The organism is Marivita geojedonensis, from assembly GCF_002115805.1.
Taxonomy (GTDB): Bacteria; Pseudomonadota; Alphaproteobacteria; order Rhodobacterales; family Rhodobacteraceae; genus Marivita; species Marivita geojedonensis.
Map to the genome: position 1 here is coordinate 461,454 of NZ_JFKC01000001.1, position 22,708 is coordinate 484,161.

General features: G+C 61.4%; 20 protein-coding genes. 15 read left to right on the forward strand and 5 right to left on the reverse strand.

What is annotated here, in order from left to right; genetic code table 11:
- Window positions 1–4: 4 nt before the first annotated feature.
- Together MGEO_RS02305 and MGEO_RS02310 are read right to left on the reverse strand one after the other, a co-directional pair.
- Window positions 5–715, reverse strand: a complete 711-nt coding sequence (locus tag MGEO_RS02305; protein ID WP_085635065.1) for a DUF599 domain-containing protein — start codon at window positions 713–715, stop codon at window positions 5–7.
- A gap of 3 nt (window positions 716–718) precedes the next feature.
- On the reverse strand, window positions 719–1,129 hold the full coding sequence (locus MGEO_RS02310; RefSeq protein WP_085635066.1) for a CopD family protein: 411 nt from the start codon (window positions 1,127–1,129) through the stop codon (window positions 719–721).
- A gap of 122 nt (window positions 1,130–1,251) precedes the next feature.
- Between MGEO_RS02310 and MGEO_RS02315 the strand changes: the two genes are divergently transcribed.
- The 5 genes from MGEO_RS02315 to MGEO_RS02335 all read left to right on the forward strand — a co-directional run bounded on the left by MGEO_RS02315 (window position 1,252) and on the right by MGEO_RS02335 (window position 6,672).
- Window positions 1,252–2,700: an FAD-linked oxidase C-terminal domain-containing protein gene (locus MGEO_RS02315; RefSeq protein ID WP_085635067.1), complete on the forward strand. Its 1,449-nt coding sequence runs from the start codon at window positions 1,252–1,254 to the stop codon at window positions 2,698–2,700.
- A 69-nt stretch (window positions 2,701–2,769) separates the two neighbouring features.
- Entirely contained in the window at window positions 2,770–3,873 is a 1,104-nt protein-coding gene (locus tag MGEO_RS02320; protein WP_085635068.1) for an FAD-binding protein, read from the forward strand.
- A gap of 3 nt (window positions 3,874–3,876) precedes the next feature.
- A complete protein-coding gene (gene glcF / locus MGEO_RS02325; RefSeq protein WP_085635069.1) occupies window positions 3,877–5,190 on the forward strand; it encodes a glycolate oxidase subunit GlcF in 1,314 nt (437 codons plus the stop codon).
- Window positions 5,191–5,251: 61 nt separating this feature from the next.
- Window positions 5,252–6,058, forward strand: a complete 807-nt coding sequence (locus tag MGEO_RS02330) for a trypsin-like serine peptidase (protein WP_233139530.1) — start codon at window positions 5,252–5,254, stop codon at window positions 6,056–6,058.
- 146 nt (window positions 6,059–6,204) lie between these two features.
- Window positions 6,205–6,672 (forward strand): Hsp20 family protein, encoded by a 468-nt coding sequence (locus tag MGEO_RS02335; RefSeq protein WP_085635070.1) that lies wholly within the window; start codon window positions 6,205–6,207, stop codon window positions 6,670–6,672.
- Window positions 6,673–6,771: 99 nt separating this feature from the next.
- Here the strand turns inward: MGEO_RS02335 and MGEO_RS02340 are convergent, their stop codons facing one another.
- The gene (locus MGEO_RS02340) at window positions 6,772–7,596 is read right to left on the reverse strand and encodes a prephenate dehydrogenase (protein ID WP_269845868.1); all 825 of its coding nucleotides are present in this window, start codon (window positions 7,594–7,596) and stop codon (window positions 6,772–6,774) included.
- A gap of 284 nt (window positions 7,597–7,880) precedes the next feature.
- Window positions 7,881–9,356: an NAD-dependent succinate-semialdehyde dehydrogenase gene (locus tag MGEO_RS02345; protein WP_085635072.1), complete on the reverse strand. Its 1,476-nt coding sequence runs from the start codon at window positions 9,354–9,356 to the stop codon at window positions 7,881–7,883.
- 82 nt (window positions 9,357–9,438) lie between these two features.
- On the opposite strand from MGEO_RS02345, the gene MGEO_RS02350 reads away from it, so the two are divergent.
- The 5 genes from MGEO_RS02350 (at window position 9,439) to MGEO_RS02370 (ending at window position 15,405) form a co-directional block, all read left to right on the forward strand.
- Window positions 9,439–10,236 (forward strand): alpha/beta hydrolase, encoded by a 798-nt coding sequence (locus MGEO_RS02350; RefSeq protein ID WP_085635254.1) that lies wholly within the window; start codon window positions 9,439–9,441, stop codon window positions 10,234–10,236.
- 124 nt (window positions 10,237–10,360) lie between these two features.
- On the forward strand, window positions 10,361–11,611 hold the full coding sequence (locus MGEO_RS02355; protein ID WP_085635255.1) for a sarcosine oxidase subunit beta family protein: 1,251 nt from the start codon (window positions 10,361–10,363) through the stop codon (window positions 11,609–11,611).
- A complete protein-coding gene (locus MGEO_RS02360; protein WP_085635073.1) occupies window positions 11,611–11,898 on the forward strand; it encodes a sarcosine oxidase subunit delta in 288 nt (95 codons plus the stop codon). Before MGEO_RS02355 ends, MGEO_RS02360 begins: the two co-directional genes overlap by 1 nt.
- Window positions 11,895–14,849, forward strand: a complete 2,955-nt coding sequence (locus MGEO_RS02365) for a sarcosine oxidase subunit alpha family protein (protein ID WP_085635074.1) — start codon at window positions 11,895–11,897, stop codon at window positions 14,847–14,849. The genes MGEO_RS02360 and MGEO_RS02365 overlap by 4 nt, the downstream gene beginning before the upstream one ends.
- Window positions 14,842–15,405: a sarcosine oxidase subunit gamma gene (locus tag MGEO_RS02370; protein WP_085635075.1), complete on the forward strand. Its 564-nt coding sequence runs from the start codon at window positions 14,842–14,844 to the stop codon at window positions 15,403–15,405. Before MGEO_RS02365 ends, MGEO_RS02370 begins: the two co-directional genes overlap by 8 nt.
- Window positions 15,406–15,527: 122 nt before the next feature.
- On the opposite strand, the gene MGEO_RS02375 is transcribed toward MGEO_RS02370, so the two are convergent.
- Window positions 15,528–17,288, reverse strand: a complete 1,761-nt coding sequence (locus MGEO_RS02375; RefSeq protein ID WP_085635076.1) for a sensor histidine kinase — start codon at window positions 17,286–17,288, stop codon at window positions 15,528–15,530.
- Between the two features lie 314 nt (window positions 17,289–17,602).
- On the opposite strand from MGEO_RS02375, the gene MGEO_RS02380 reads away from it, so the two are divergent.
- The 5 genes from MGEO_RS02380 to glnT all read left to right on the forward strand — a co-directional run bounded on the left by MGEO_RS02380 (window position 17,603) and on the right by glnT (window position 22,707).
- Window positions 17,603–18,223, forward strand: a complete 621-nt coding sequence (locus MGEO_RS02380) for a helix-turn-helix domain-containing protein (RefSeq protein ID WP_085635077.1) — start codon at window positions 17,603–17,605, stop codon at window positions 18,221–18,223.
- A gap of 119 nt (window positions 18,224–18,342) precedes the next feature.
- Entirely contained in the window at window positions 18,343–19,272 is a 930-nt protein-coding gene (locus MGEO_RS02385; RefSeq protein ID WP_085635078.1) for a class II glutamine amidotransferase, read from the forward strand.
- Between the two features lies 1 nt (window position 19,273).
- A complete protein-coding gene (locus MGEO_RS02390; protein ID WP_085635079.1) occupies window positions 19,274–19,951 on the forward strand; it encodes a GltB/FmdC/FwdC-like GXGXG domain-containing protein in 678 nt (225 codons plus the stop codon).
- A gap of 11 nt (window positions 19,952–19,962) precedes the next feature.
- Entirely contained in the window at window positions 19,963–21,306 is a 1,344-nt protein-coding gene (locus MGEO_RS02395; protein ID WP_085635080.1) for an FMN-binding glutamate synthase family protein, read from the forward strand.
- A gap of 72 nt (window positions 21,307–21,378) precedes the next feature.
- Window positions 21,379–22,707, forward strand: coding sequence for a type III glutamate--ammonia ligase (glnT, locus tag MGEO_RS02400; RefSeq protein WP_085635081.1), 1,329 nt, complete (start codon window positions 21,379–21,381; stop codon window positions 22,705–22,707).
- Window position 22,708 lies beyond the last annotated feature (1 nt).

Consider the following 22,708-nt stretch of genomic DNA (forward strand, 5'->3'; position numbering starts at 1 on the left):
GCAGTCACGTTTCCGCGCCCGGCGCGCCGTGCAGCAGCACCTGGCGTGACTGCGACGCGAATTCCCGGCGCAGGATGACCAGGAGCGTGACCAGCGTGGCGAGGATCAACGGACCCGCCCCCAAGAGCCAGGCCGACGACGCGATGCCAAAATAGACCGACCGCAGGCCACGATTATAGCCGCGCGCCGCAGTGACGTTCAGTTCACCTGCCTGAAGCGCCATTGGCAGCGCCTTGGGGTCGTTCGGATCGTTCGGCACCGCCGCCATGATCACCGAGCAATACCCAAACAAACGATGCGACCAGACGAATTTCAGAAACGCGTTCGCCGCGAAAAGCAGCAGGACAAGCAGTTTGACCTCGAGCAGGAAGATCGGGTCGCTTTCCAGTGTCAGATCCTGCGCAACACCGCGCAGCCGTTCGGCGTTGCCGAGGAGCGCGAAGCCCCCACCGATGGCGATCATGCTTGCGGATGCAAAAAACGCCGTGCCCTGCCGCAGGCTCGAAATGATCTGGCTGTCGAAAATACGGGGATCGCGCTGCAAGAAGGTCCGCATCCAGTCCCGGCGGAACTCGGCCATGATCTGAGATGTGGACTGAAAGGATTTCGGCGCATTCTCAACGACGAAACTGCAGGCGACCCAGCAGAAAAGCAGAAACCCCAGCCCCACGGCATCCAGCGTTGTGAAAAGCGAAAGCCGGTCGAACCACTCCATCGGTCAGAACGGCTTGACGACCACAACCCAAAGGATCGCGATGGCGCCGAAAACGCTGATTTCGTTGAAGATGCGCAGGTAACGGTCGGATTCGGTGAAAACCCCACGTTTCGCACGCAGCACCAGCCGTCCGGTCCAAGCGTAATGCAGTGCCAGGAGCAGCACGAGACCAAGCTTGAGCCAGACCCAACCCGGCATCCCCCAAAGCCCGCCAAGCCATAGGCCGGTGATCAGCGCGATGATCGCAAGCCCGGCGGAAAAGCGGTAAAGACGGATCGTGAGATCCCCCAACGGGCCGAATTCGCCAATCCGGTCATATTCGCGCTTCCAGTAAATAAGGGCGCGCGGGACGGCGAAAATCGAGGTCATCCACCCCATAACACACAGAATATGAATGATCTTGATCCAGTCCATATGTTCTTGGTGACCGGGCTTGACCGCAAAGGCAAGAGGCGGCGATGTCGCTCGGGATGAATTTTTCACTGGCCAATTCGTGAGTATTGGTTATATCTTTTTACCAATTTGGAGGAAACGCCATGCAGATGCCCACACCAGACGCGAATGTGCTGTCGCGCAAGGCCGGAATCGTCGCCCGTTTGCAGGAGGTTCTTCCCCGCGACGCGGTGATCTCGGACGAGATGGAAACCCGCGCCTATGAGTGCGACGCGCTGACCGCGTATAAATGCCCGCCGCTGGCGGTGGTGCTGCCGTCATCGACTGAAGAGGTGTCCGCGGTTCTCAAGGTCTGTCACGAGATGGGCGTGCCTGTGGTGCCGCGTGGATCGGGGACGTCGCTCGCGGGCGGCGCGCTGCCCACAGCCGATTGCGTGCTCCTGGGTGTGGCGCGGATGAATGACGTGTTGGAAACCGATTACGACAACCGCTTTATCCGGGTGCAGACCGGGCGCACCAACCTGAGCGTCACGGGCGCAGTCGAGGCGGATGGGTTCTTTTACGCGCCGGACCCCTCGAGCCAGCTCGCCTGTGCCATCGCGGGCAATATCGCGATGAATTCGGGTGGCGCGCATTGCCTGAAATACGGGGTCACCACCAACAACCTGATGGGCGTCACGATGGTGCAGATGGATGGCACCGTCATGGAGATCGGCGGCAAACATCTGGATGCGGGGGGCTATGACCTTCTCGGTCTGGTCTGCGGATCAGAAGGACAGTTGGGCGTCGTGACAGAGGCCACGCTGCGCATCCTGCCGAAACCCGAGGGCGCGCGGCCGGTGTTGATGGGGTTCGATTCGAACGAAGTGGCCGGTGCCTGTGTGGCGGACATCATCAAGGCCGGGGTTCTGCCCGTGGCGATCGAATTCATGGACCGCCCGTGTATCGAAGCGACCGAAGCCTTTGCCAAGGCAGGTTATCCGATGTGCGAGGCGCTGCTGATCGTCGAGGTCGAAGGCAGCCCGGCCGAGATTGACGAGCAGCTTGCGCTGATCCTGGAGATCGCACGGCGGCACAATCCGGTGGAGCTGCGCGAAGCGAAGGATGCCGACGAGGCCGGACGCATCTGGCTGGGCCGCAAGTCGGCTTTTGGTGCGATGGGGCAGATCAATGATTACATGTGTCTCGATGGCACGATCCCGGTGTCGGAGCTGCCCTATGTGCTGCGCCGGATTGGCGAGATGTCCAAGGAGTACGGGCTGGACGTGGCCAACGTGTTCCACGCGGGCGACGGCAACATGCACCCGCTGATCCTCTTCGATGCAAACAAGGAGGGCGATCTGGAGCTGTGCGAAGCCTTTGGCGCTGACATCCTGCGTCTTTGCGTCGAGGTGGGCGGTTGCCTGACCGGCGAACATGGCGTGGGGATCGAGAAACGCGACCTGATGGTGGATCAGTTTGCCCCGGCCGACCTAGAGGCGCAGATGGCGGTCAAGGACGTGTTTGACCCGCACTGGCTGCTCAATCCGGCCAAGGTGTTCCCGTTGGCGGCTTCCGAGAGCCGTCGCAGCGTCGCTCTGGCGGCAGAGTGAGGATCGGGGGCTCTGCCCCCGCCGCGCTTCGCGCGACTCCCCCGAGGTATTTGGAAAACAGAGAAGATCATGAGACCTGAGACAGAGGCCGACCTGGCCGACATGATCGCATCGGCCAGCGCGCCGGTTTGCGTGCGAGGCGGGGGAACGCGGGGCGTTCACCTTGATGGAACCGTGCTGGAGACCGGCGGACTGTCGGGCATCACGCTTTATGAGCCGGGATCGCTGACGCTGGTGGCGCAGGCGGGCACACCCTTGGCCGAGATCGAAGCGGCGCTGGATGCGGAAGGGCAGCGGCTGGCGTTTGAACCGATGGACCATCGCGGGCTGTTAGGCACCTCTGGCGCGCCAACGATTGGCGGGGTTGTGGCCGCCAATGTCAGCGGGCCGCGCCGGGTGTCGGTAGGTGCGTGCCGGGATTTCATGCTGGGTGTGCGCTATGTCGATGGTGCGGGGGTCGTCGTCAAGAATGGCGGCCGGGTGATGAAGAACGTCACTGGCTATGACCTTGTGAAGCTGATGAGCGGGTCATGGGGCACGCTGGGTGTTTTGACCGAGGTGAGCCTGAAGGTTTTGCCGAAACCGGAAACGGCGGCCTGCGTGTTGATCGACGGGTTGAGCGACGCGGACGCGATGCTGGCGATGGCCAAGGCACTGGGATCACCGTTCGAGGTGTCGGGGGCGGCGCATATCCCTGTGGGGCTGGACGGGCAACCGGTGACAATGCTGCGGATCGAAGGATTTGCCGGGTCGGTCGCCTACCGCGCGGATCAGGTGGCGGGGCTGTTTGGCGGCATGGCGGTGCGGGTGGAACGTGACCCGGACACAGTGGCCAAGGGCTGGGCCTGGGTGCGGGATGTCGAAGCGTTTCACGGGCAGTCGGGAGATGTCTGGCGGGTGTCCTGCACGCCGACCGAGGCTGCCGACTTGGCGGCAAGGATCGGGGCCGAGGCGCTGCTTTATGATTGGGGCGGCGGGCTTGTCTGGGCGCGCGTGGCCGAAGGCACGGATGTTCGGGCGCGTCTTGGTGCATTTGACGGGCACGCCACGCTGGTGCGCGGCAGTGGGCAGGCAAAGTTCCCACCGGATCCGGCACCGATTGCGGCTCTGTCGCGCGGGTTGCGGGCGCGGTTCGATCCGAAGGGTATCCTGAACACAGGGCTGATGGGGTAAGCGATGCAGACGACATTCACCGAAGACCAGCTCCGTGACCCGGATTTCAAACGCTCGAACGAAGTGCTGCGCACCTGCGTGCATTGCGGGTTCTGCACCGCGACCTGCCCGACCTACCAGGTGCTGGGCGACGAGTTGGACAGCCCGCGTGGCCGGATTTACCTGATCAAGGACATGCTCGAGAACGAGCGCAAGCCGGACGAGAAGACGGTCAAGCATATCGACCGCTGCCTGTCCTGTCTGGCGTGTATGACGACCTGCCCGTCGGGGGTGCATTACATGCATCTGGTCGATCATGCGCGGGCGTATATCGAGGAGCATTACGACCGGCCGTGGCACGAAAAGGCGCTGCGTTGGGCGCTGGCGAATATCCTGCCGTATCCGACACGGTTCCGGGTGGCGCTTTTGCTGGCCAAGATCGGCAAGCCGTTTGCGCCGCTGATCCCCGACGCGCGGGTGAAGGCCATGCTGGAAATGGCGCCGAAGCGCATTCCTCCGGTCAGCCGCAATGACGATCCGCAGAGCTTTGCGCCGGTTGCGCCGCGCAAGAAGCGCGTGGCGCTGATGACCGGCTGTGCGCAGAAGGCGCTGAACACCGATATCAACGATGCAACGATCCGGTTGCTGACGCGGTTGGGCTGCGAGGTCGTCGTGGCCGAAGGCGCGGGCTGCTGCGGAGCGTTGACGCATCACATGGGCAAGGTGGATCAGAGCCACGGGTCGGCAGCGGCGAACATCAAAGCCTGGGTGCGCGAGATGGATGGCGCGGGGCTTGATGCGATTGTCATCAACACCAGCGGTTGCGGCACCACCGTCAAGGATTACGGGCATATGTTCCGCAATGACCCGCTGGCGGAGGATGCGGCGCGGGTGTCGGCGATTGCTAGGGATGTGAGCGAAGTGCTGATTGACCTGATCGACGAGGCCAGCGTCGCAGAGGCGCGGACGCATCACGGCGGGATGAAAGTGGCCTATCACGCGGCGTGCAGCCTTCAGCACGGGCAGCAGATCAAGACCCATCCCAAGACGCTGCTCAAGGCGGCCGGGTTCGAGGTGGTGGAGCCTGCGGACAGCCACCTGTGCTGTGGGTCGGCGGGGACGTACAACCTGATGCAGCCGGAGATTTCCAAGCAGTTGAAGGCGCGCAAGGTCAGAACGCTGGAGGCCAAGCAGCCCGACATCATCGCGGCAGGCAATATCGGGTGCATGATGCAGATCGGGTCGGGAACGGCGGTGCCCATCGTGCACACGGTCGAGCTGTTGGACTGGGCGACCGGCGGGCCTGCGCCAAAAGCCATGGAGATGTCCAAAAATTAACCTCTGAGTCATAGTTTTGCCCAATTGCCTTTGTAACTGCCAAGGCACACGGAGGTGGACTGTGCGCAGATTGATCCTGGGGATTCTTCTCAGCGCGTTGCCGATACTTGCGGCAGCGCAGAATACCGGGCTGTTCTCGATGGAGAGCAGGCAGGATGGTCGTGCCTGGGAGGCCGTTGGGCGGCTGGAACTCGCGGACACTGCGTTTTGCACCGGCTCATTGATCACCCCGGAGATCGTTCTGACCGCTGCACATTGCCTTTACGATGAGATGGGCCGGTTGCTTGGGCCCGATGAAATCCAGTTTCTTGCCGGTTGGCGCAATGGGCGCGCGGCGGCGTATCGCCGGGTCCGGCGGGCTGTGGCACATCCGAACTACGTGTTCGATGCCGAGCCGAGTTCTGACCGGGTGTTCTATGACATCGCGCTGATCGAACTGCAGCATCCGGTGCGCAATACGACGATCATTCCGTTCACCACGGGTATCCGCCCGCCAGTCGGCGAAAGCGTAGGGGTTGTGTCATACGCGCATAATCGGTCGGAAGCGCCCTCCATGCAGGATACCTGCGAGGTCATGTCGGTGCAGAACAACCTTGTCGTGATGTCCTGTTCCGTAGATTTCGGCAGCTCCGGGTCGCCGGTTTTTTCCTTTTCGGAAGGTGGGCCGCAGATCGTGTCCGTGGTCTCGTCCAAGGCGAAAAGCGGTGACATGCCCGTATCGCTTGGTGCACCGCTGGAGGACCAGATCGAAACGATCCGCGCTTTGATGGATCAGGGGGCCGGTTTTGCCGAAGGCTCCGCATTCAGACCCTTTCGCGCCGAGAAGGACGCCCGCAAGGACACGGGTGCGAAATTCGTCCGTCCCTGACGGCTTGCGCGGGACCTCTTGAAACGCGCATTTCCCATTCCCAAGTTCCTGATGTCGGGATGCCCAGACGGGGTCCGGCACAGTTAACTGAGCCTGTCCGATCCGGAAGGCTTTTACATCTGGTATCGCTCAATGGAGGATGACCTATGCGAGGATATGATTTCGCACCGCTTTACCGCGCCACAGTCGGCTTTGACAAAATCGCCGACATGATGGACCGGGTTCTGACCAATGAGGTCAGCCAACCCACCTATCCGCCCTACAACATCGAAAAGACCGCTGACGATGCGTATCGCATTTCGATCGCCGTCGCCGGGTTCTCGGACGACGACCTGACCGTTGAGGTCAAGGACGGTGCGCTGCACGTGTCGGCGCGCAAGGTCGATGAGGACGAAGGCCGCACCTACCTGCACCGCGGCATCGCCACCCGCGCCTTCCAGCGCCGGTTCCATCTGGCCGACCATGTCCGCGTCGTTGGCGCAAGCCACGAGAACGGCATGCTGCATATCGACCTGCAACGCGAAATCCCCGAAGCGCTGAAACCGCGCCGGATCGCGATTGCCAAGGCTGATGCGGTCGAAAAAGACGTGGTCGACGCGAAAGCCGTCAACTGACAGCCATCGAATGACTGACGCAAAAGGCCCAGCATGGCGCTGGGCCTTTTTTGTTTCTGATCGGCAGCAATGCCGACCCAGCCTGCTTGTCATGCGGCTTTATTGATTTCCGGTTTCATTGTGTGACGGTGTGCTCAATTCTGTTTCCAACTCAACACTCAGACTTGCCGCCAAATCAAAAAACCGCCGTCGCACACTCTCGGCGTATGGGTTTTCTTTCTCAATCGCTTCGAAAACTTCTGGCGCATCATGCTGAACCATAGAAATCGCCTCAGTTAACAACTCAAAGCTCTTCGTTGTCATGCGCGTTGGCAGCGGTCCCATTTTGACTAGCACCTTGGCAATGAGATGAGTGAGCCCCTGGACAACTGCTGCTTCTTTGTCGTGACTTTCAGGCGTCGTCATGATGACCGTCAGCCCGAGTGCTTTTCGTAAAAACGCAGCCAGCCTCGCATGTCGTCGTCCCCTAATTGGGCAGACCGCAATTTTCAGACCTGCGATACCTGTCGCGGCACTCTGAGGACCAAACAACGGGTGAGATGCCACAATGTCTACGTGGTTGGGTAGCAACCGCCGCATGATTTCAGACGGAACAACTTTGACTGAGCCGACATCGACAATCAGAGCGCCAGGTTTACAGGCAATCGCGATCTCGCTGACAACCCGCTCGAACGATGACACGGGAGCTGAAATCAGGATCACATCTGCATGTGATACTGAGTCCAGGGATGACAGCCGCACTCCAAGTTGCTTTGCGATCTCGGCAACATTCTCGGACGGGTCATAAGCCGAGATTTCGAAATGCGGTCCGAGATGACGCGCTGCGAGTTGTCCGAACGCGCCAAATCCCACGATGCCGAGCGAAGGGTTTTGGCTTCTGATTTTTTTGTTCATTTTTCGACCTTTGAAATTGCCGCCCGGCACAAGGTCGATTGTATGTTGACCGCTGTCAGGGGCAGCGGAAAAAAAATGATGAATTACCCGCAGCTATCGAAGCTGTGGATAATAGTTCTGCGATACAAAGAACGAATTCATCATACCGGAAGCGATAAGGGACCAAGGAGCGAAGAGTCAACGATATTGCTGACGAATGTCCAAGGGCTTAGGCGCGCCATTCTTTAGGCAAACGAGCGCAAGAACCCTCGCCGCAATCGCCCCACTGCCGAGGTACGAGACCCTCAAGGGTCTCGTACTGTCTGTATTGCTTCTCAAACGCTCATGCAGACGTATTTCATCTCGAGGAATTCCTCGATGCCGTGGTGGCTGCCTTCACGGCCAAGGCCCGACTGCTTGACGCCACCAAAGGGGGCGACCTCGGTCGAGATGATGCCTGTGTTCACGCCAACGATGCCGTATTCCAGCGCCTCGGCGACCTTGTACACGCGGCTGAGATCCTTGGCGTAGAAATAGCTGGCCAGACCGAAGATCGTGTCATTCGCCAGTTCGATCACGTCATCTTCGGTCTCGAACTTGAAGAGCGGGGCCAGCGGGCCGAAGGTTTCCTCGGTCGAGAAGGCCATGTCGCGGGTGGCACCCGTGACGATGGTCGGCGCGATGAAGTTGCCATCATTGCTGCCCGACTCGTCGCCCAGAATGACCTGCGCGCCCTTGGACTTGGCATCGGCGATATGCTCACGCACCTTGTCGAGGGCTTCGGGGTTGATCAGCGGGCCAAGATCGGTGCCTGCCTCGAGCCCGTCGCCGACCTTCATCTTGGAGACCTTGTCCTTCAGTTTCTGCGCGAAGGCGTCATAGACACCGGCCTGCACATAGATCCGGTTGGCACACACGCAGGTCTGACCGTTGTTGCGGAACTTGCACATGATCGCGCCGTCGACCGCCGCATCGAGATCGGCATCGTCGAACACGATAAAGGGCGCGTTGCCGCCCAGTTCCATCGAACACTTCATCACCTGATCCGCCGCCTGACGCAGCAGGATGCGGCCAACCTCGGTGGAGCCGGTGAAGGTGATCTTGCGCACGATCGGGTTCTCGCACATCTCCTTGCCCACTTCGGAGGCCGAGGACGAAGGCACGATGTTCAGCACACCCGCCGGGATGCCCGCACGTTCGGCCAGCACACCCAGAACAATCGCCGACAGCGGCGTTTCCGCAGCAGGACGCGCGACAAAGCTGCATCCGGCAGACAGCGCCGGACCGGCCTTGCGGGTGATCATCGCGTTCGGGAAGTTCCACGGCGTGATCGAGCCAACGACGCCGATGGGTTGCTTCATCACCATGATGCGCTTGTCGCGCTGGTGGCCGGGGATGGTTTCACCATAGACCCGTTTGGCCTCTTCGGCGAAGAATTCGATGAAGGATGCGCCGTAAGCAATCTCGCCCTTGGCCTCGGCCAGCGGCTTGCCCTGTTCGGCGGTGAGGATGGTGGCCAGATCGTCCTGGTTCTCCATCATCAGGTCGAACCACTTGCGCAGAACGGCGGCGCGTTCCTTGCCGGTCCACTTGGCCCACTCTTTCTGCGCCTTTTCAGCGGCGGTAATCGCGTCGGCCACCTGGGCGCGCGACAGGTCGGCCACGTCGGCGATTTTGTCACCGCGCGCGGGGTTGTCCACGGCAAAGGTTCCATCATCGCCGTCGATCCAAGCGCCGTTGACATAGGCGCGGGTTTCCAGCAGCGATGGGTCTTTGAGCAGGCTGGCAAGGTTTGTTGTTTGGTCGAGCATGAGGTCCCTCCGGATTTTGTGCTGACAAAGGTGGAACACTTGCTAGATGCAATGACAAGTGCTGATCTTTCGGAGCCGTGACGTGGAATTGGACGACGCCTACGCCAACAGCAAGCATATCCCCAATGGGGACGGGTTCCCAGCCATCTGGCGGGCTGATGCGGATGCTTACCGTCAAAGAATGTCCGTTCTGGGCCGCGCCCGGCTGGGTGTGATGTACGGACACGGAACGCGCGAGATCGTCGATCTGTTCCTGCCAGATGGCGTGCCCAAGGGGCTGGTCGTCTTTGTGCATGGCGGATTCTGGCGTCAGACGGACGGATCGCTCTGGTCGCATCTGGCGCAAGGCGCGGTGGACAGCGGCTGGGCCGTGGCGATGCCGACCTATGACCTGTGCCCGCGCGTGCGCATCTCGGACATCACCCGTCAGGTGGCCACCGCCATTTCCGTGATCGCGCGCGAGGTGTCCGGGCCGATCCGGCTGGCCGGGCATTCGGCGGGCGGGCATCTGGTGGCGCGGATGCTGGACCCCGGAGTTCTGCCCGAGGATGTGCGGGCGCGCATTGCCCGATGTGTGCCGATCTCGCCCCTGTCCGATCTGCGCCCGCTGCTGCGCACCTCGATGAACAATGACTTCAAGCTGGACGAGGCGCAGGCCCTTGCCGAAAGCCCGGTTGCGATGACCCCACCCGACATTCCGGTCACGGTCTGGGTCGGCAGCGACGAGCGACCCGCCTTTCTGGATCAGGCGCAATGGCTTGCCGATGCCTGGGGATGTCCCATCGTCATCGACGCGGGCACGCATCATTTTGACGTCATAAATGGCATGACCCGATCGGACAGCCCCCTGATGCGGGCAATTCTCGACACCCCGTCTTGACACTTCCCGGGTTTCGGAAAGAGCTTCCGACGCGAAATGTCTTTTTCGGACCTCGATTTGACTGAAAGAGGCAGGCCGCGGTGCTGAACCCCGTGCAAGTGTCGCCGGGAAGGAGTCGATGGACATGCGCTATTCTGGATTTCGGGTTATCAAGGAAGCCCTGACCGGTCATCGCGGCTGGGGGCCTGCGTGGCGCGACCCTGACCCCAAACCCGACTATGATTACGTCATCATCGGTGGCGGCGGGCATGGTCTGGCGACGGCCTATTACCTTGCCAAGGAATACAAGCAGGCGCGCATCGCAGTGCTGGAAAAGGGTTGGATCGGCGGCGGCAATGTCGGGCGGAACACCACGATTGTCCGGTCGAACTACCTGCTCGATGGGAACGAACCGTTCTACGAATTCTCGCTCAAGCTCTGGGAAGGGCTGGAACAGGACCTGAACTACAACGCCATGATGAGCCAGCGCGGGATCATCAACCTCATGCACTCCGACGCCCAGCGCGACGCCTATATCCGGCGCGGCAACGCGATGATCCTGAACGGCGCGGATGCGCAGTTGCTGGATCAGAAACAGGTGTTGGAAAAGTACCCGTTCCTCAACGTGAAAAACGCCCGCTTCCCGGTGATGGGCGGCCTGCTGCAGGCGCGCGCAGGCACCGCGCGGCATGATGCGGTGGCGTGGGGCTATGCCCGCGCGGCGGACCAGCGCGGTGTGGACATCATCCAGAATTGCGAAGTGACCGGGTTCAGGATCGAAGGCGGCAGGATCCTCGGGGTCGAGACCTCGCGCGGCTATATCGGCGCGAAGAAGGTCGGCGCCTGTGTGGCCGGATCGTCGTCGAAGGTCATGGCCTATGCCGGGATGCGCCTGCCGATTGAAAGTCATGTCCTTCAGGCCTTTGTGTCCGAAGGTCTGAAACCCGTGCTGCCCGGTGTCATCACCTTTGGTGCGGGGCATTTCTATTGCAGCCAGTCCGACAAGGGCGGGCTTGTTTTTGGCGGCAATATCGACGGCTACAATTCCTACGCCCAGCGCGGCAACCTGCCGATGGTCGAGGACGTGATGGAAGAGGCGATTGCCATGTTCCCGATGCTGGGCCGCGCGCGTCTGCTCCGGTCCTGGGGCGGGATCATGGACATGTCGATGGACGGTACGCCGATCATCGACAAGACCCATATCGACGGGCTCTATTTCAACGGCGGCTGGTGTTACGGCGGGTTCAAGGCGACCCCTGCCTCGGGCTTTGTCTATGCCCATCTGCTGGCCACCGACACACCGCACCACACCGCCACAGCGTTCCGACTGGACCGGTTCCACACCGGTCACATGGTCGACGAAAAAGGGATGGGCAATCAGCCCAATCTGCACTGATGATCATCAACCATCCGCTTCTGGGCCCGCGCGATTCCAGCGAATTCGTCTATCTGGGCGATGCGTGCCTCATCAACCGTCCCGACTGGCAGGCAGACGATGCGCTGGAACAGTTCATCGAATACGGCCACACCCGCGACAACCCGGCAGGGCTTCACCGAGAGCTTTGGTATCACGAACAAGGCGACCGGTCGTGGCTGGTGGTGACCCGCAACACCGTCACGCATGAGATCACGCAGGTGGAACTGGCCCGCGATGTGGCCCGGGCAGAGGGGCGGTCGAAATGAGCCAGAAGAACCGTTTGGATGGCGGGCTGATCGACCGGTCCGAGGCATGGTCGTTCCGCTTCGACAGCCAGTATTACAAAGGCCACAAGGGCGATACGCTGGCCTCTGCCTTGCTGGCCAATGGCGTGCGGCTGATGGGGCGGTCGTTCAAGTACCACCGTCCGCGTGGCCCGATGACCGCCGGATCGGAAGAACCCAACGCGATTGTCGAACTGCGCGAAGGCGCGCGCAAGGAACCCAACACGCGGGCGACGACCATCGAGCTTTATGACGGGCTGCGCGCCAATTCACAGAACCGATGGCCGTCGCTGACATTCGACGCAATGGCGGTGAACGACCTTCTGTCGAATTTCTTTGCCGCCGGGTTCTATTACAAGACCTTCATGTGGCCTGCCGCGTTTTGGGAAAAGGTCTATGAACCGATCATCCGCCGCGCTGCCGGTCTGGGGTCGCTCAGCCTTCAGGACGATCCCGATGGCTACGACAAGGGCTTCCTGCATTGTGATCTGCTCATCATCGGCGGCGGTCCCGCTGGCCTTGCCGCTGCTCTGACCGCAGGCGAAAGCGGCGCGCGGGTGATCCTCTGTGACGAGGATTTCCTGGTCGGGGGTCGCCTGAACCTGGAGACCTACGCGGTCGGCGGCATGTCCGGCGCGGCCTGGGCGGCGGAAACCGTCGCGCGACTGCAGGCGATGCCGAACGTCCGCGTGATGCCCCGGACCACGGTGATCGGCGCATTCGATCACGGCGTCTATGGCGCGGTGGAGCGGGTGAGCGATCACCTTGCGGTGCCGGAAGACGGCAAGCCCCGGCAGATCCTGTGGCGCATCACCTCGAAGCGCGCGCTGCTTTGCGCCGGGGCCACCGAACGCCCAATCGTGTTCGAGAATAACGACCGCCCCGGCATCATGCAGGCCAGTGCCGTCCGCGCCTATGCGAACCGCTGGGCCACGACGCCTGCGAAACAGGTGGCGATCTTTACCAACAACGACGACGGGCATCGCACCGCCTCCGATCTGGTGGCGAGGGGCGTTGAGGTTGTGTCGGTGATCGACACCCGCGCCGAAGCTCCGACATCGTCAGACTATGACGTGGTTGCGGGCGGTGTGATCGACCAGACATGGGGGCGGCTGGGCCTTTCGCAGATCGAGGTGAAGATGCCCAAGGGCGGCATCCGCCGGATCAAGTGCGGCGCGCTGGGTGTCTCTGGCGGCTGGAACCCGAACGTGCATCTGACCTGCCACCAGGGCGGTCGGCCTGTCTGGAACGAGGCGCTTGCCGCCTTTGTCCCCAGTGCAACGCTGCCTCCGGGCATGACCGTTGCCGGCGCTGCAAATGGCGTCTTTTCGACCCACGGCGCGCTGCAGTCCGGCGCGGACGGAGCCAAGGCGATTCTTGCGGATCTCGGCATCAAAGCCAGCGCCCCTGCCCTGCCCGAGGCCGAAGACACTCCGGTCAAAATCACGCCGTTCTGGCACGTCAAGACCGCCAAGCGTGCATGGGTGGACCAGCAGAACGATGTAACCGCAAAGGACATCAAACTGGCGCATCAGGAAAACTATGTCTCGGTCGAACACCTCAAGCGCTACACGACGCTGGGCATGGCGACCGATCAGGGCAAAACCTCGAACATCGCGGGCCTTGCGATCATGGCCGAAGTGGCGGGCAAGGCGATCCCCCAAGTGGGCACCACCATGTTCCGCCCGCCCTACACACCCACGGCGATGGGCGTGTTCGCCGGCCGCGCATGGGGGATGGAGGTGCGCCCGACGCGCCTCACCCCCAGCCACAATTGGGCCAAGGAGCAAGGCGCGGTGTTCACCGAAGCGGGGCTTTGGCTGCGGGCGCAATGGTACCCGAAACCGGGCGAGACCCATTGGCGCGAAAGCTGCGACCGCGAGGTGATGCAGACGCGCAAATCCGTGGGCATCTGTGACGTGACCTCTCTGGGCAAGATCGATGTGCAGGGCGCGGATGCCGCCGGGTTCCTCAACAAAGTCTACTGCAACGGCATGGCAAAGCTGCCCGTCGGCAAGGTGCGCTATGGCCTGATGCTGCGCGAAGATGGGATCGTCATGGATGACGGCACCGCCGCGCGGCTGGCCGAGGATCATTTCGTCGTCACGACCACCACCGCCAAGGCGGTTCCGGTCTATCGCCACCTCGAATTCGTGCGTCAGTGTCTATACCCCGATATGGACGTGCAGCTGATCTCGACCACCGAAGCCTGGGCGCAGTTCTCGGTCGCCGGGCCGAAGTCCCGCAAGCTGCTGGAAAAGATCGTGGACGACGGCATGGACCTGTCGAACGAGGCGTTTCCCTTCATGGCCTGCGCGGAAATCACCATCTGCGGCGGGCTGCGCGCGCGGCTGTTCCGCATCTCGTTCTCGGGCGAACTGGCTTACGAGATTGCCGTGCCGACCCGCTATGGCGACGCGCTTGTACGGCGGTTGATGCAGGCGGGCGAGGAATTCGACGTGGTGCCCTACGGACTTGAGGCGTTGAATGTCATGCGCATCGAGAAAGGCCATGTGACCGGCAACGAGTTGAACGGTACAACCACGGCACTGAACCTTGGCATGGGCCGCATGGTGTCCAAGGCCAAGGACTCCATCGGATCGAAACTGTCGGAACGTCCGGGCCTGAATGAACCCGACTCGCTGAAACTGGTGGGCCTGAAGCCGGTGAACCCCGACCACAAGGTGCCCGCCGGGGCGCATTTGATGACCAAGGGCGACAAGGTCACGGCGTCCAACGATCAGGGCTACGTCACCTCGGCTTGTTACTCACCGAACTTGGGCTGCCACATCGCGCTGGGGTTCCTGAAATCCGGCGACACGCGGATCGGAGAAACCATCCGTCTTGTCAGCCCGCTGACCGGTGTCGATCACGAAGTCGAAGTTGTCAGCCCGCATTTCTTTGACCCGGAAGGAGAGCGGCTCCGTGCATGATCTGACCCCCCTGTGCGCCCTTGGCGGCGCAGAACCGCACACCGATAAGGTGGCAGGTGTCACCCTGACCGAGACCCCCGGTCACACGCTCGCCTCTGTCGCCGCCCGTTTGGGACAGGAAGACGCTTGCACCAAACACCTCGGCACGTTGCTGGGCAGCGAAGCCCCCGGTGTGGGGTCCTGGGTCCGATCCGAACCGATTTCGGCTTTCTGGACAGGACCAGACCAATGGATGCTCAGCGCTCCCTACGACACGCATGAAGACCTTGCCGCGCAACTGACTGCCCACTTCGGTGCGACAGCGGCAATCACCGAACAGACCGACGCCTGGGTGTGGTTCGACATGCAGGGAGACGGCGTCGAACAGGTGATGCAGTTGTGCGCCAATATCGACATCGAGAAGATGCCGGTGGGGGCCGCCGCGCGCAGCGTGATCCACTACATGGGGGTTTATGTCCTGCGCAGCGCGCCGGATGCGCTGACGATCCTTGGCGGGCGCTCGTCCGCCGGGTCTTTGCATCATGCGCTGCTGACGGCAATGCGGTCCGCGTTGTAGAGATCGAGCGCGCCAAAATCCAGTTTTGTGGTGGACGCACCATGCTCCTGATCAACTTGCGGGGCTTACAAACATGCGCGCATTCGGCTGGGTGCGCGTTTTCTTCAGGATAGGAGAAAACGTCACTCAGGGGTGAAAGGCTGATATTCGAAGCTGACGGACAACGCGTATCTGTCGCCTTCTCGGCTTTCTTTCAGATCAGCGTTCAATTGGCTTGCGAAGGCAAGGATCAGGCGGCGACCGAGTCCTCCACGTGTGTCGCCTCCTGAAGTCCCATCGACGCTGTTCTCAATCGTCAATCGGACACGGGTCCTGTCGGCCTCCTGTGTCTCCTTCAGCGTCACGTGCAGGCGGAACACACCATCCTGACCGGAACCGCCATACTTCAGCGCATTCGAAAGCGCTTCGGTCGTGACCATGGCAAGCGGACTTGTCTGGTCCGGAAGAAGCGTCACGGAATCCATATCGAGAGTGATCTCGACCGGCTGGTGACCGGGCGTTCCCGAGGGATCCACCTGGGCGACCAGATCGCCCAGCAACACGTCGAACCGGATATGCGTGAGTGATGGTTCCTGATACAGCGCCCGGTGCACCGAAGCGAGGCTGGTCACGCGATCCTGGAACTGGCGCAGGGCTGACACCGCTTCGGGGCTCGACACCTGTCGGACCTGCATGTTGATGATCGATGAAATGAGCTGAAGGTTATTCTTCACCCGGTGGTGAACCTCTTTCAGCAACACTTCGCGCTCGAATACCGCATTCTCGAGGTCTGCTTCATCGCGCAGGAGCTGATCCGCCATCGATTCGAAGGTGCCGTTGATCATTTGGATTTCGCTGGGCGCATCTGAGATACGCTCCGACGACTCCACATCCCGGAAATTTGCGAAACGGCGCATCCGACGGCCCAGATCGCGGATGTGCCGAAGCACGAGGCGGTTCAGCGACGTCACCGCGACAACGATCCCGACCAGCCACATCAGAAACGGAAACAGAAGTGTGGAGATTGTGAACCACGGTGCCGTTGTTCGTTGCAATGCCGTGCGGCCCCAGCTGCCCAATGCGTAAACCTCTCCCGGGAGGATCGGCACAACCGAAATCAGCCGCGTGTCGCCGTTCTGAGACGTCGCGGTAAAGAACGTGTCGCCCTGATTGACGAAGCCTTCAAGGGCGAGTCCGTTGGGCAGGTAATTGTCGATGTTGCCCTCTGGTGTGAATGTCGACAGCGTGTCTCCGAATTTGTTGAATGTGATCAGCGCGACATCGCCATCGAGGTCGAACGACCCATCCGACTGCAACAACGGTTCGGTCTCGAATGAGATGGTGACAAACCCCTTCAAACCGCCGCCATCGTCGAACGTCGGATAGGCAACGATCATCACCGGAAGTTCGCTGGCCGAGCCCTGCGGATTGAAAGTGATGTAAGGTTCTGGGTTGGCGAACAGTTCTTCCGAGCGGGGATCAGGAAGAAAGTCAAAGGTCCGCCCCATGCTGTTGCAGCGCGACACGGCGCCCTCTTCAAGCAGACCGGCAAAGGCAAGGCGCGGGCTGGTTTCGAGGACCCGCAGCATGATGGCGGTACATTCCTCGATTTCCAGATCCGCGGCGCCGAGTGTATCTGCGAGCGTTCGCGCCGTACCCAGTTTGGTGAACAGGGCACGACGCTCGGGTTCTACCAGAACACTGGTGCGGGCATGAATCGAAGCCTGCAGATTGTCGTTGGTGATGTTCAGCGCGCGCCAGCTTTGCCCCATTGCGACCAGACCAATCGGCAAGAGCGCGAGCGACAGCAGAAACGCAATGCGCACCACGAGGCTTTGACGGAACCTCTTCAACCCGGTTGCGCGCTCTTCCTGCGCATCGGTATCGGAATGGGGCTTCAGCATGTGCCTTGCTTATCGTATCGAAACAGTTTTGCAGCGCGCAGCACGTCGCCCCGGTCCGCCTTACCGCTGGTCGGAAATTTGGCCTTGGTCGGGAACATTTCGTCGTCTGCCTGATTGATTATGAGCGCTGTTGGTCTGCAACGTCTGGATATGCGACTGGTTCCACGCCAGTCGATGAGAAAAACGTGATTGTTTCCCCACAGTCGCGATTCATGGGGTTTGATGGGTAAAAGCCACAGGTTTTCCGATGCTGGCCTTTTACATATAGTCTCTCTAACTGGTGTAGCGAGATGCATCCGCTGAACAGGTGATCCTTGGTCAAACTCACGCAGAACCCGCACCGTGTTTCCGGCAGTCAGGAGAAGGTTCTCGAGGTTGCGATCGGCCGCGAACTTCGCGCGTTCCGCAAGCAAAAGAAGATGACCGTGGCCGATTTGTCCAAACAGACGGATATCTCTGTGGGGATGCTGTCAAAGATCGAGAACGGCAACACCTCTCCTTCGCTCACCACGCTTCAGACGCTGGCCAATGCTCTTTCGGTGCCGCTGACCGCGTTCTTTCGCGGGTTCGAGGAAAAGCGCGAGGTGGTGCACACGCCCGCCGGTCAGGGCGTCACCATCGAACGCGAGGGCACACGGGCCGGGCATCAGTACAACCTTCTGGGCCATATCGGCGCCAACACCAGCGGCGTGATCGTCGAGCCGTACCTGATCGTTCTGACCTCGGAATCGGACACGTTCCAGACGTTTCAGCATGACGGGATCGAGACCATCTTCATGTTGGAAGGTGCGGTCGATTACCGACACGGATCAACGATTTATCCTCTTCGTCCGGGCGATACACTGTTCTTCGAGGCGGACGCCCCGCATGGGCCGGAGACCCTGGTCGAGCTGCCCGCTCGGTACCTGTCTATTATCTGCTACGCCCAAAGCTGAAAAATTAAGCACGAATAATTTTCCTCAGGGGAATATTTCATTCCCCTTGTTGCCCACACAGAAAGGCGATGGTATCCAGTGCCATCGTCTTGAACCCGTCAACGCAGAAGGAACGCGGGATGTGTGGAATCGTCGGATTATTCCTCAAGGATCGTTCGCTTGAACCGCAGCTTGGGTCGATGCTGACCGACATGCTGATCACCATGACAGATCGCGGCCCCGACAGTGCCGGTATTGCCATCTATGGCGAGGAAAACCCCAATATCTCCAAGCTGACGGTGCAATCCGATACCCCGGATCAAGACTTCGCCACGCTGGAAGCCGATCTTGGCGCCGCTCTTGGAAGCCCGGTGCATCTGCGCCGCAAAGACACACATGCGGTGCTGCATATCCCGCGCGGTCAACTGACCGCCGCCCGCACAGCCCTTGGCACGGTAAACCCGAACATCCGGGTCATGTCCTCGGGCGACACGGTGGAAATCTACAAAGAGGTCGGCCTGCCCAAAGACGTCGCTGAGCGGTTCGACCTGCGGTCCATGTCCGGCACACACGGCATCGGCCACACCCGCATGGCGACCGAGTCGATGGTGACGACGATGGGCGCGCACCCGTTCAACACCGGGCCGGACCAGTGCCTTGTCCACAATGGATCGCTGTCGAACCACAACCGTCTGCGCCGCAAGCTGCAGCGCGAGGGCATCCATATCGAAACCGAGAACGACACAGAGGTCGGCGCGGCCTACCTCACATGGCGCATGCAGAACGGGGCCACTTTGGGCGAGGCGCTGGAAAGCTCGCTCAACGATCTCGATGGCTTCTTCACCTTCCTCGTCGGCACCAAGGACGGGTTCGGCGTGGTCCGTGACCCCATCGCCTGCAAACCCGCCGTCATGGCCGAAACCGATCAGTACGTTGCGTTCGGGTCGGAATACCGCGCGCTGGTCAGCCTGCCGGGCATCGAAGACGCCCGCGTCTGGGAACCGGAACCTGCGACAGTGTATTTCTGGAGCCACGACCACACCTCCACCCCAACCGAAAAGGCCGCCTGAGATGCAGACCATCGACATGGCCACCACCGCCCTGCGCGACCTGAACGCCACTCTTCAGGCGCAGGCCGAGGCGACCAACCAGACCGCATGGGAAATCGTGAACCCCAAGGGCAGCCACGCCATCGCCGTCGGGCTTGATGCGCCCATCGAAGTCACGGTGAAAGGCTCGACCGGCTACTACTGCGCTGGCATGAACAAACAGGCGACGATCACAGTCAACGGGTCTGTCGGGCCGGGTGTTGCGGAAAACATGATGTCCGGCACCGTCATCATCGACGGCGACGCCTCGCAATACGCAGGGGCCACCGGCCATGGCGGCACGCTCATCATCAAGGGCAACGCTTCGTCCCGTTGTGGCATCTCGATGAAGGGCATCGACATCATCGTGCATGGCAATGTGGGCCACATGTCTGCCTTCATGGCGCAGTCGGGCAATCTGGTGGTCTGCGGCGATGCCGGCGATGCGCTGGGCGACTCGATCTACGAGGCGCGGCTCTTCGTACGCGGCTCGGTCAAGTCGCTGGGCGCGGACTGCATCGAAAAGGAAATGCGCCCCGAGCATATCGCGCTTCTGGCTGACCTGCTGGAACGCGGTGGATGCGACGCCAAACCCGAAGAGTTCAAACGCTACGGCTCGGCCCGGCAGCTTTACAACTTCAACATCGACAACGCGTATTGAGGGCCGGACCGATGAAAGACGACCACAGCAGCGCCCCGCGCACCGTTCCGATCCAATCCGCCACCTTCTCCAACCCGGTCAACGCAGAAATCCGGCGCGCTGCGGCGACCGGCATTTACGACATCCGCGGTGGCGGCGCGAAGCGAAAGGTTCCCCATTTCGACGACCTGCTCTTTCTCGGTGCGTCGATCTCGCGTTACCCCCTCGAAGGCTACCGCGAGGCGTGCGACACATCCGTCACCCTTGGCACACGCTACGCGAAAAACCCGATCAAACTCGACATCCCGATCACAATCGCAGGCATGTCCTTCGGCGCGCTCTCCGGTCCGGCGAAAGAGGCTTTGGGGCGAGGCGCGACGCTCGCCGGCACATCGACCACAACCGGCGATGGCGGCATGACGCCCGAGGAACGCGGCCATTCCAAGATGCTGGTCTACCAATACCTGCCCTCGCGCTACGGGATGAACCCCGATGATCTGCGCAAGGCGGACGCCATCGAAGTCGTGGTCGGCCAAGGCGCAAAGCCCGGTGGCGGCGGCATGCTTCTGGGGCAGAAGATCACCGACCGCGTGGCCCAGATGCGCAACCTGCCCAAAGGCATTGATCAGCGGTCCGCCTGCCGTCACCCCGACTGGACCGGGCCGGATGACCTCGAGATCAAGATCCTCGAACTGCGCGAAATCACCGGCTGGAAGGTGCCGATCTATATCAAGGTCGGCGGCGCGCGGCCCTATTTCGACACCACTCTCGCGGTTAAGGCAGGCGCCGATGTGGTGGTCATCGACGGCATGCAGGGCGGCACCGCCGCGACGCAGGACGTGTTCATCGAACATGTCGGCATGCCGACGCTGGCTTGTATCCGCGAAGCAGTCCGCGCGCTTGAAGACCTCGGTATGCACCGCGAAGTCCAACTGATCGTGTCGGGCGGTATCCGCACCGGGGCTGACGTGGCCAAATGTATGGCGCTTGGGGCGGATGCCGTGTCCATCGGCACCGCCGCCCTGATCGCGCTGGGCGACAATGACCCGAAATGGGAAGCCGAGTACCAGAAGCTGGGCACCACCGCCGGAGCCTATGACGACTGGCACGAAGGCAACGATCCGGCAGGCATCAGCACCCAGAACCCGGACCTCGCCGCGCGCCTAGACCCGGTTGAAGGCGGGCGGCGCCTGCGCAATTACCTCAAGGTGATGACACTCGAAGCGCAGACCATCGCGCGGGCCTGCGGCAAGAACAAGCTGCAGAATCTCGAGCCCGAAGACCTCTGCGCCCTGACGATGGAGGCGGCGGCGATGGCCAAGGTGCCGCTTGCAGGAACCGACTGGTGGCCCGGCAAGCCCGGCACGACATTCTAGGAGACACCCAAAGGCGCGGCCACGATGCTGCGCCTTTTTCAATTGAGAAACAGACAACGGGGAACAGATCGCATGACCACGGATCTCGCCAAATTCGCCGCAGACAAGGGCGTCAAATATTTCATGATTTCCTTCACCGACCTCTTTGGCGGCCAACGCGCCAAACTGGTCCCGGCGCAGGCGATTGCCGATATGCAGGAAGACGGCGCCGGCTTTGCGGGCTTTGCCACATGGCTCGACATGACGCCGGCGCACCCCGATATGCTGGCCGTTCCAGACCCGTCCTCGGTGATCCAACTGCCGTGGAAGCCCGAAGTGGCCTGGGTCGCATCCTCCTGCGTGATGGAGGGCGAGGAGGTGGCCCAGGCCCCGCGCAACGTGCTGCGCCGTCTGATTGCCGAAGCGGCGGACGAAGGCCTGCACGTCAAGACCGGGGTCGAGGCCGAATTCTTCCTGCTCACCCCCGAAGGCACCCAGATCAGCGACCCGTTCGATACGGCGGAAAAGCCCTGCTATGACCAGCAGGCGGTGATGCGCCGCTATGACGTGGTGCGCGAGATCTGCGATTACATGCTCGATCTCGGTTGGGGTCCCTACCAGAACGACCACGAAGACGCGAATGGCCAGTTCGAGATGAACTGGGAATTCGACGATGTGCTGAGCACCGCCGACAAACATTCCTTCTTCAAGTTCATGGTCAAATCGGTGGCCGAAAAACACGGCTTCCGCGCAACCTTCATGCCCAAGCCGATCGAAGGGCTTACGGGCAATGGCTGTCACGTGCATGTCTCGGTCTGGGACGCGCCCGGCGACAAGGCGAAAACCAACGTCTTTGCCGGGGACGGCGATGGCCCGACCGGAGAGGTGGGGCTGTCGGAACGCGGCAAGCATTTCTTGGGCGGCATCATGAAACACGCCAGTGCGCTGGCCGCGATCACCAACCCGACGGTGAACAGCTACAAACGCATCAATGCGCCGCGTACCATCTCGGGGGCCACATGGGCGCCCAACACCGTTACATGGACCGGCAACAACCGCACCCACATGGTGCGCGTCCCCGGCCCCGGCCGGTTCGAGCTGCGTTTGGCCGATGGCGCGGCGAACCCCTATCTCTTGCAGGCTGTGATCATCGCGGCGGGCCTGTCGGGTATCCGCTCCAAGGCTGATCCGGGCAAGCGGTATGACATCGACATGTACGCCGAAGGCCACAAAGTGCGCGGGGCACCGCAGCTTCCGCTCAACATGCTCGACGCGCTGCGCGCCTATGACAAGGACAAGGACTTGAAAGCGGCGATGGGGGATGAGTTCTCGAACGCCTTCCTGAACCTCAAGCGGCAGGAATGGAATTCCTACGTGTCGCACTTCACCCAGTGGGAGAAGGACAACACGCTCGACATCTGAC

Bases quoted from the DNA above. Each gene is read 5' to 3' on its own strand.
- MGEO_RS02305 (WP_085635065.1), bottom strand. From the start codon at position 715: ATGGAGTGGTTCGACCGGCTTTCGCTTTTCACAACGCTGGATGCCGTG.
- MGEO_RS02310 (WP_085635066.1), bottom strand. From the start codon at position 1,129: ATGGACTGGATCAAGATCATTCATATTCTGTGTGTTATGGGGTGGATG.
- MGEO_RS02315 (WP_085635067.1), top strand. From the start codon at position 1,252: ATGCAGATGCCCACACCAGACGCGAATGTGCTGTCGCGCAAGGCCGGA.
- MGEO_RS02320 (WP_085635068.1), top strand. From the start codon at position 2,770: ATGAGACCTGAGACAGAGGCCGACCTGGCCGACATGATCGCATCGGCC.
- glcF (WP_085635069.1), top strand. From the start codon at position 3,877: ATGCAGACGACATTCACCGAAGACCAGCTCCGTGACCCGGATTTCAAA.
- MGEO_RS02335 (WP_085635070.1), top strand. From the start codon at position 6,205: ATGCGAGGATATGATTTCGCACCGCTTTACCGCGCCACAGTCGGCTTT.
- MGEO_RS02345 (WP_085635072.1), bottom strand. From the start codon at position 9,356: ATGCTCGACCAAACAACAAACCTTGCCAGCCTGCTCAAAGACCCATCG.
- MGEO_RS02355 (WP_085635255.1), top strand. From the start codon at position 10,361: ATGCGCTATTCTGGATTTCGGGTTATCAAGGAAGCCCTGACCGGTCAT.
- MGEO_RS02360 (WP_085635073.1), top strand. From the start codon at position 11,611: ATGATCATCAACCATCCGCTTCTGGGCCCGCGCGATTCCAGCGAATTC.
- MGEO_RS02365 (WP_085635074.1), top strand. From the start codon at position 11,895: ATGAGCCAGAAGAACCGTTTGGATGGCGGGCTGATCGACCGGTCCGAG.
- MGEO_RS02375 (WP_085635076.1), bottom strand. From the start codon at position 17,288: ATGCTGAAGCCCCATTCCGATACCGATGCGCAGGAAGAGCGCGCAACC.
- MGEO_RS02385 (WP_085635078.1), top strand. From the start codon at position 18,343: ATGTGTGGAATCGTCGGATTATTCCTCAAGGATCGTTCGCTTGAACCG.
- MGEO_RS02390 (WP_085635079.1), top strand. From the start codon at position 19,274: ATGCAGACCATCGACATGGCCACCACCGCCCTGCGCGACCTGAACGCC.
- MGEO_RS02395 (WP_085635080.1), top strand. From the start codon at position 19,963: ATGAAAGACGACCACAGCAGCGCCCCGCGCACCGTTCCGATCCAATCC.
- glnT (WP_085635081.1), top strand. From the start codon at position 21,379: ATGACCACGGATCTCGCCAAATTCGCCGCAGACAAGGGCGTCAAATAT.